This window comes from Leclercia sp. GLN_9 (assembly GCF_043105735.1).
Taxonomy (GTDB): Bacteria; Pseudomonadota; Gammaproteobacteria; order Enterobacterales; family Enterobacteriaceae; genus Enterobacter; species Enterobacter adecarboxylatus.
On sequence record NZ_JBICLV010000004.1, the window covers coordinates 477,133 to 484,583 of the forward strand.

Consider the following 7,451-nt stretch of genomic DNA (forward strand, 5'->3'; position numbering starts at 1 on the left):
GCATAAAAAAAACCCGCCGAAGCGGGTCAGATAATATTTAAGTGCTGTTAAGCGACGTTGCCGGGATAGGTGGCGTCGTCATAGGCATATTTGCCCGGGTGGTACTGAATGGCCGTTACCTGGCTGATCCCATCGTTGCCTGGGGTTATTTCCCCAACCAGTGCGTCGTAAGGGACTCGAACAGACGAGCAGAACAGCAGGCGCGGCGGCTCAATGTGTGGATCTTTCATCGCCCATAGTTCCGGCTCCAGCGCGGCGTTGTACGGCACCGAGAGGGTGTAATCGTCAATGCGTGTCGGCACCACCATTGCCGATGCCCGGCCATCCTGATGGCGGATAATCACGCGCGGGTTCTGGAACGACCAGTCCGGCGCCTCACTGAGTGTCATGGTAATTTTGCTGCTGTCATACGCCATATCGGTAATCAGACAGCTCAGCGTCTGGCTGCCGGGAATGTCGTCGGCCATTACAATGCGATCCATGAACTCGTAGCAGAGCGCATCCATCTCGGTTGAGGTCGTGTGCTGCAGGCGCTGCAGTTGGTAGCCCAGCAACCGGCGCATGCCGATGCGGTAAGCACGGTCCTCATCCAGAACACCATCCAGCGTGTAACTTTCGATTTTCACCGGCGTAGGATTGCCACGCTGTCGACACTGCACGGTTTCTTCTGCCCAGGTTGTGCCGTTGATATAGGTCACGTCCACGCCGTCGTAATCGTCCTGCGACGGAGCTTTAAACGCGGTCTGCAGTTCCTCGGTGGTTTCCTGAGGGGTGATCATACCGACCCAAGGCTTAATCCCTTCCCTGCCGGCAGAGGCCAGCCCATCCGACAACAGGAAGTACCCCATCCCGGCGTTTGTGATTTTCTGCAGCACCTCGAGCGCTGACTTACTCTCACCGCTCGCCCAGTCGAACCTTTCACCGCGGGGCGTCCAGTAGTTCTGCTCCAGCGCGTTGATCGCCGCCGTATCAATCTGGCTTGCCGTGAACCCTAGCGACTCCAGCACGTGGTAAAGCGCACCACTGATACTCCGCGCCGTCCTCCCGCCGCTGTAAAGCCGGGTTGGCGTGACGCTTATCCGGCGATCTGACATGGCCGCCAGCCGGTTCCCGGTGCGCACTGTCAGCGCCATGGTGGTGACGCCCTCGTACTTCGTGGGCCGTTTGCTCAAGCGAGAGCGCAGCGCCTGCCAGAACACCTGATCGCGGGTGCTTCCACCCTTGACCGGCTCAGTGCGGCGCATGCGGATCTCATACTGCCCAGGCGATACGTTGTAGCGATGAGTGAAACCGATCTGGTTTTCGGTGCTTCGCGAATAAAAAGGTGATTGCTGTGCCCAGGCAGTGGTGCCAACCTTGCGATACTGGATAACCAGTCGCACGGGCATTGCGCGCTTATTCCCCTTATCGGTGTAACGCACCAGTCCGCTCTGGAAGTTGATATTAACCTCGAAAGCATCCAGAGTTTCGCCATCAGGGCAGGCGAGGAACGGACCAACCCACTCATAGTCATCGCTGACACCCGTCACGGTGGCATCCAGCAGTGTGCGCTCAGTAAATCCAGGCCACGATGGGTCCGGCGTCGTGATTGTCTCACTGCCAAGGCCGGTAGTGACCGTTACCCGCTCAACCGTGACAGTCTGGCTGTCAACATCGGTGATCCTGAACTGATTGCCAGCCAACCCCAGCGAGAAGCGCTGAATACCCTCCGGTAGTCCGGTGAACGGGGTTCCGGCGGCGCTGTTGTAGGCAAGAGTAATATGCGCCCTGACTTCCGCCGTACCGCCCGTTGATTTCACGCCCGCCGTATTGACTGGCGCATCACCAAACGCAGTAGCTGGTAGCGGACTGTTGGTGATGGCCCCGCCAGCAAAGGGGCTGCTGGACTCACCTATTTCGAGACGCCCACTGTTATCGCGCGCGACCAGGCCAGAGCCTGAGAGCTGCGAGGTGATCGACGAAAGCAGCCCCGACATGGTGACGTAGTTGGTAACCAGCGAAACCGGATAGGTCGTGCCCTGCCAACTGATGCTGAACGTCACCGGCGCGGTGTTGAAATCGTACGTGGTCGGCGCTGCGCTGGCTGTTATGGTTGCGGCACTGCCGCCCACCCCGGGCACCGCCGGAACGCCCGGGGCATAGCTGGCGATCACCAGGTCATAGTCATTGCCGTTATAGTTAAGCGTCACCGGCAGGCCGACAGACGGGGCCAGCTCCTCTATCCCGCCATAAATGACGCTGTAACCGCCGGAAGACACGACCGTATAGGAGTTGGGCGCAAGCACGGTGATCACCGTCCCGACGGTCCAGGACTGAGGGATTTCCTCATCCCCGCCGGATGCCGATACGTCAACCAGCGTGATGGTATTGCCGGACACGACCAGCGCATCCGCGATGATACTCACTGTTTCCGGGCCGCTGGAACCCAGATCCAGCCCTGCGGTACCGGAACCCGTATTCCCCACTTCTGGTGAGTTGAACCAGTTTTCGGTGCGGGTGTCGCCGGATACGTCAGCGCCAGGTGGATAGATTTTGTAACTTATGTCAGTGCCAAAGGAAGAAAATGGCGTATTCCCCACCTTCAGATCAGACTGGTTGATAGCCACGTCGCCGACGCATATACACAGGAGCATGCTTGTTTCCATGCTGGTTTCGTTGACGAAACGGCTTACCGGCTGCATCACGTAATCAGGCCAGACACGGTATTTTCCAAAGATCTCCCGGATGGGGTCACCCAGTTTCGCTGCGTTTGCTTTGGCCGGGTTGAGGTCAATCTGATCGCCGCTCGCCGCCTGGGCACCACTGCCGCCTGGCTGAGACATCGTACTCATCATGTAGATGCTGTACGCCGCAGAAGCGACAGCTACGCTGACCGCAACCCAAATCGCGATTTCAGCACCAGTACCGTAGGGCACCGGGAACATCCTGACATCGGTTTCACGTTTGATAACGCACAGTGGCCACTCTGCTGGCGGAACGGGAACGCCGTCGATTTCAACCGCGACAGGATGCTGCTGATCCGGTGTCCAGCCCTGCACGTTCTGCGCAAACCAGGCGCTGAGGGTCATGGTTTCATGTTCGTGCTTTTCCAGCGGCTCACCTGGCAGCCGGGAGGGATAAATTCGAATCGTCACTGATAGTACTCCACACGGACAAAGCGGCGCGCAAACCGCGCCAGCGGCAGAAAGGTCACATTAGTTCGTGGATTGCACTCAGCGGCGCACAACTGGCCGTCAATCTCGACCACTATGGCAACATGAGTCACCACTGAACCGGAATAACAGGCAATGCCCGCGCCAGGTACAGGCTCACAAAGCTGCAGATCAACCATTAACCCGCGCGCCTCCCGATCGAGACCGTTATCATCTTTCGTGACCCCAGCGAAATCAGGCCACGGTATCAGGTCAAGGTCGCGCCTGATTTCATTAACGATGCCAAAGCAGTCAAGCTCGGGGTAAACCCGGCCGCCCTTCTGCCACTCGACAGAACGGTATTTATCAGGATTGAACATGGTGATTTCCTACTGGAGGTAGCGGAGACCCGGGAAGTCAGGCAGCGTGTAGCGGTAGCGAGGCCACGCAGTGTCGAGAATATTCATGTAGCCAGCGGTGATCTGTACTTCCGTCGCCGTCCAGTACCCCTCTTTAATTGCCAGTGTAAATGGCGGCGTCGCGGGTGCGGAAAGGTCGGTCGAGACATACCGTCGGAAAGTCATGCTGGCATCGCTGAGGCTGTCAAGCGCGTTGCGGATCGCCGTTGAAACCACGCCGTCGATACTGCTGATGGCGAATTTTAGATCCTGGGTGCCGTCAGAATTTCGCGCCGGCAGCGCCACATCGATGGCAGAGCCAAGGTATGTTGCCTGAGCGCCATTCTCCAGCGTGACGGTAATGTCATCCCAGCCGCGGGTCAGCCAGTAATCGTGGCCGCCAACGGTGATCTGCAGCGTGTCGATAATGACCTCATCACCACCGCTGGCATAAAGCCTGTTCAGAACTGGACTTGTCATGCTTCAGGCCACTCCCTGTTTAACGCCAGATCGATAATATCGCTGCCGGCCACCAGTTCCGGGAAATTGCCCCATCCAGGAGGAAGTAAGGGGCGTTCGTATAATTCAAGCTCAGCTGAGTAGCGCCAGAAGTTTCCGCCCTCCAGATCTGGGCCCTGGTAGATATCCGTAAAACGGCAAACTTTTGCCGCCTCCCCTCCCGGCGTGCGCAAGTTCATGTTGAACCAAGCTGCGCCATCGGTAATCGCATCGCGGTACCATGCCTCAAATGCCTGAGCTTCAGAATCAGTCAGCAGCCAGGAAACAGTGGCGACAGTTGGGGTTGAGGTGTAGCGGCGACGTTGTCGCGCCCTCCCGCTGGTCATTTGTGTCCTGGCTATAGGACTGACAGGGCGCAGCCCGTAGCCCTCCTGTAGCGGTACAGGTAATGCGTCATGCGGATAGTTAATGCTGGTTGAAATAGCCATCAGCGTTTTTTCCTTCCTACTGTCCACCAACCGTTAAGCGCCTTGGATGACGTTTGCCAGCACAGAAGAAATAAGACCAGCGGCCCATTCGGTGCGCATCATCCCGTTGAGGCTCCCGAATTTTTTCCGGTAGAGGATCCAGTCGCGATATTCGGTGATGCTTATTCGCTCTTTTGCCTCGGCAATGGTGCGGCCGCCAATCCCATTGAGAACTAATTCACACCAGAACTCGTCGTCTGCGCTGAGTTCGCCTTTCCCATGTCGTTCACCTGCTGGATGGCAACGAGTAGAGCTACGGTAAGTGCGCCATCAAGCGCACCACGTTCCGGATCTGCTTCTCCAGTAATGTCAGCGACGGTGAAAACAGGATTACCGTTTTCATCGCAAATAGAAGATGCGATGCGCCCGGCGACACCATCGATTTTTCCAGCAATAGAAAGAACGTTAGTAACCGCATTGTGATAACCCATTGGTCGCACATATACGGTCGCCGTTAATTCCTGATCGCCCTGCTTCCAGGTGATTTCCTTCTCGACAGGTCGGCCAGTAAATGCACCAGCCTGCTTTAATGAATCCATAGTAAGTTTCATGAAATTTCCTGTAAGAATATTGATGAGCGGGGAACATACCCCGCTAATAATTAACTACCAGCCTGAACCTTTGGCACCCAGACAGAAGGACCTGAGCGCTGGACCGTTGCGGAGGTGGAGACCACAGTGTTCGCTGCAAAGTCGAACGGGAAATCAGTCACCTTACCTTTGAAAACAAACCAGGTGCGGTCATCAGGAAGCGAAAGGCCATCAACGGCATCAGGGTCAGCGCCAGTTGCAACGGTTGGCTCTGACTCGCCATCAGCCCAGCCAACCGCCCAGGTCAGATCCTGTTGATTATCAGACTCAGCCAGGCTGTGCAGCATGAGGTGACTGGCATTAGCGGGATCGGCATTGAGGGTTAATGTTGCCGCAGCCGGAGTACGCAAACCCTTTTTATAGGTTCGCGTGCTGCGCTCGCTCAGGCAGGTATCTTCAATCTGGTCGGCGGGGTTTCCGCCGGGCGAAAAGGCTGTGATGCACTCCACTTCGCTTACAGCCCCGTTCGCGAGAACAAAGAGCTGCGTGCCTTGAGTCACTACTGACATAGTTATCTCCGGGTATAAAAAAACCGGCGCCGGGCCGGTGTATTGAGGGGTTATCGCTTCACTATCCAGTCAACATCGAAGGAATAGCGATAGCGCTTTGTTTCGGGGTCTCGTTCCTGCCCGCCCCAGCGGGTTATATGTGCATGGGGTTCAATGGCATCACGCAGCGCGGCGGCCACAGCAATCACCTCATCCGGGGTATCGGCCCAGGCATCAACCTGCAGTGACCAGGTATCTGTATCCGGGCGCTGGCCGAGATAGTTCTCAGGTGCGCCGTTCACGTTCTGCCAGACGACATAGGGATAAATCACGTTATCGTCCTGCTGTCCGAACGGGTAAAGCCGCACGGGCGAATCGCCAATCAGCGCCCGCACTGCCGGACTGGCCACGCACACAGAAAACAGGGGAGCAATCACGATCCGCCTCCTTTTCGGCGCGCTCGTCGCAGCGCCCGGTCAATGCTTTTTTCATACTCGGTGGCGAACGTGGCGATCACCTCCTGAGTGCGGGAGGTTGCCGCTGCGCGAACAAGGGGTTTCGGTGTCATTTTTTCCGTACCAAACTCCAGCAGACGCCAGTGTGGTGTGGGTGCATCTGCGGCCAGGCTGGGATCCTTTTTGAGTCTCGCCCCCTGCAGAATACCAATCCGAAAGCCGAGGTTGCCGGTTTGCTTAAACAGCCTTCCATTCCAGCGCTGCGCCGCATTATCTGCAATACTGCGCGCCGTTTTCGGATCGTCCAGACCCAGGGCGTTCGCCTTAATCTGGTTCACAATAACGTTGCCTGCTTTGCGCAGCGCAGCGCGCCCGCCCTTTCGCTTCAGGTCGTCATTCACCTCGTTGAGTTTCTGCTTCAGCGACTCAATGCCGGTGATCTGAACATCAATGCCATCAGCCATCATTAACCCCACGGGAGCATGGAAGCGTTAAATATTCCAGACCACTTTTATCGTCTTCCAGCACACCCTGAATGTCGTAGACTCGTCCGCGGTAAAGAATACGGTGTTTATCGGTGACATCTTCACGCCAGCGGATGGTGATCCGGGTCGTGATCTCATTTTGCCCCGCCTGTGCGGCCACAAAATCGCGCGCGGAAAGGTCTGTAACGTTAGCCCAGAGTTCAGCAACATCAGCCCAGCCATTAACCACCGCGCCGGTGGCCGGACTCTGCGTTTTCACAGGCTTCTGTAGCTTCACGCGCTTGTTCAGTTTGCCTGCCTGCATGTTTATCCCCTGGATTTACCGCTCAGATAGGTCTGCGGTGGTAACCCGTCGTCGTCCTCATCAGAGACCATCGACTGGTAAATCACGGCAGCCAGCGCTTCATTGGATTCCGCCAGGCGGTTTATCGCGGCGGTCTGGTCTTTCTGCGCCTTTGTCTGGGACTCCAGCGCTTTCAGCAGTTCGTTTACCTGTTGCTCGTTCATAGGCGATTTTCATCCAGTTTTTAAGCCACTCACGGCGGGCGGCACATCCTGAACAGGCCATCAGTGCCACCTCCGGTGGCGCATCAGAAGTGCCTCAACGCCCAGCGGCATTTCCGTAAGGTTCTGCGCTGCCGCTTCACGGTTCGCATACCAGTGACCAATCAACAAAAGCATTGCGGCCCAGATCCCGGGAGTAAAAAGAACCTCACGGGGAGGTTCTCTGTCTTCAGGTGTCGGCGTCATGGCTTCCACCAGCGCGCCATCGCAGAACTGCTCAACATAATCGACGGCCGCCGATGCGTAGGCAGCGATAAGCGAATCTTCTAAGTCACTATCAACCCTCAGATGCGTCTTTATCAGCGCCATCTGCTCCGCGCTTATTTCCACCTTTACCCCCAGCTTTGGATTTTT

General features: G+C 56.8%; 11 protein-coding genes. All 11 read right to left on the bottom strand.

Annotation, left to right across the window (positions count from 1 at the left end):
* Positions 1 to 47: 47 nt before the first annotated feature.
* Positions 48 to 3,134 carry a host specificity factor TipJ family phage tail protein gene (locus tag ACF8PE_RS02370; protein ID WP_392494478.1) on the bottom strand — a complete coding sequence of 1,029 codons (3,087 nt, stop codon included), beginning with the start codon at positions 3,132 to 3,134 and terminating at the stop codon, positions 48 to 50.
* The gene (locus tag ACF8PE_RS02375; RefSeq protein WP_392494480.1) at positions 3,131 to 3,511 is read right to left on the bottom strand and encodes a nitrite transporter; all 381 of its coding nucleotides are present in this window, start codon (positions 3,509 to 3,511) and stop codon (positions 3,131 to 3,133) included. The genes ACF8PE_RS02370 and ACF8PE_RS02375 overlap by 4 nt, the downstream gene beginning before the upstream one ends.
* 9 nt (positions 3,512 to 3,520) lie before the next feature.
* Positions 3,521 to 4,009 (bottom strand): DUF1833 family protein, encoded by a 489-nt coding sequence (locus ACF8PE_RS02380; RefSeq protein WP_392494481.1) that lies wholly within the window; start codon positions 4,007 to 4,009, stop codon positions 3,521 to 3,523.
* Complete coding sequence (locus tag ACF8PE_RS02385; protein WP_392494483.1) at positions 4,006 to 4,476, bottom strand: hypothetical protein; 471 nt, start codon at positions 4,474 to 4,476, stop codon at positions 4,006 to 4,008. Before ACF8PE_RS02385 ends, ACF8PE_RS02380 begins: the two co-directional genes overlap by 4 nt.
* A 212-nt stretch (positions 4,477 to 4,688) precedes the next feature.
* Entirely contained in the window at positions 4,689 to 5,066 is a 378-nt protein-coding gene (locus tag ACF8PE_RS02390; RefSeq protein WP_392494485.1) for a phage tail assembly chaperone family protein, TAC, read from the bottom strand.
* 50 nt (positions 5,067 to 5,116) lie between these two features.
* The gene (locus ACF8PE_RS02395; protein WP_148569303.1) at positions 5,117 to 5,614 is read right to left on the bottom strand and encodes a phage tail tube protein; all 498 of its coding nucleotides are present in this window, start codon (positions 5,612 to 5,614) and stop codon (positions 5,117 to 5,119) included.
* Positions 5,615 to 5,664: 50 nt separating this feature from the next.
* Positions 5,665 to 6,030 (bottom strand): DUF3168 domain-containing protein, encoded by a 366-nt coding sequence (locus ACF8PE_RS02400; protein WP_392494487.1) that lies wholly within the window; start codon positions 6,028 to 6,030, stop codon positions 5,665 to 5,667.
* Complete coding sequence (locus ACF8PE_RS02405) at positions 6,027 to 6,512, bottom strand: HK97-gp10 family putative phage morphogenesis protein (protein WP_392494489.1); 486 nt, start codon at positions 6,510 to 6,512, stop codon at positions 6,027 to 6,029. Before ACF8PE_RS02405 ends, ACF8PE_RS02400 begins: the two co-directional genes overlap by 4 nt.
* On the bottom strand, positions 6,505 to 6,837 hold the full coding sequence (locus ACF8PE_RS02410) for a phage head closure protein (protein WP_336657755.1): 333 nt from the start codon (positions 6,835 to 6,837) through the stop codon (positions 6,505 to 6,507). The genes ACF8PE_RS02405 and ACF8PE_RS02410 overlap by 8 nt, the downstream gene beginning before the upstream one ends.
* 2 nt (positions 6,838 to 6,839) lie before the next feature.
* Positions 6,840 to 7,040 (bottom strand): hypothetical protein, encoded by a 201-nt coding sequence (locus ACF8PE_RS02415; RefSeq protein ID WP_392494491.1) that lies wholly within the window; start codon positions 7,038 to 7,040, stop codon positions 6,840 to 6,842.
* A gap of 60 nt (positions 7,041 to 7,100) precedes the next feature.
* A partial coding sequence (locus tag ACF8PE_RS02420; RefSeq protein WP_392494493.1) for a head-tail connector protein occupies positions 7,101 to 7,451 on the bottom strand: 351 nt, incomplete at its 5' end.

What these genes read in the sequence shown, in the direction of transcription:
- ACF8PE_RS02375 (WP_392494480.1), bottom strand. Translation starts at nt 3,511, where the DNA reads ATGTTCAATCCTGATAAATACCGTTCTGTCGAGTGGCAGAAGGGCGGC.
- ACF8PE_RS02380 (WP_392494481.1), bottom strand. Translation starts at nt 4,009, where the DNA reads ATGACAAGTCCAGTTCTGAACAGGCTTTATGCCAGCGGTGGTGATGAG.
- ACF8PE_RS02385 (WP_392494483.1), bottom strand. Translation starts at nt 4,476, where the DNA reads ATGGCTATTTCAACCAGCATTAACTATCCGCATGACGCATTACCTGTA.
- ACF8PE_RS02390 (WP_392494485.1), bottom strand. Translation starts at nt 5,066, where the DNA reads ATGAAACTTACTATGGATTCATTAAAGCAGGCTGGTGCATTTACTGGC.
- ACF8PE_RS02395 (WP_148569303.1), bottom strand. Translation starts at nt 5,614, where the DNA reads ATGTCAGTAGTGACTCAAGGCACGCAGCTCTTTGTTCTCGCGAACGGG.
- ACF8PE_RS02405 (WP_392494489.1), bottom strand. Translation starts at nt 6,512, where the DNA reads ATGGCTGATGGCATTGATGTTCAGATCACCGGCATTGAGTCGCTGAAG.
- ACF8PE_RS02410 (WP_336657755.1), bottom strand. Translation starts at nt 6,837, where the DNA reads ATGCAGGCAGGCAAACTGAACAAGCGCGTGAAGCTACAGAAGCCTGTG.
- ACF8PE_RS02415 (WP_392494491.1), bottom strand. Translation starts at nt 7,040, where the DNA reads ATGAACGAGCAACAGGTAAACGAACTGCTGAAAGCGCTGGAGTCCCAG.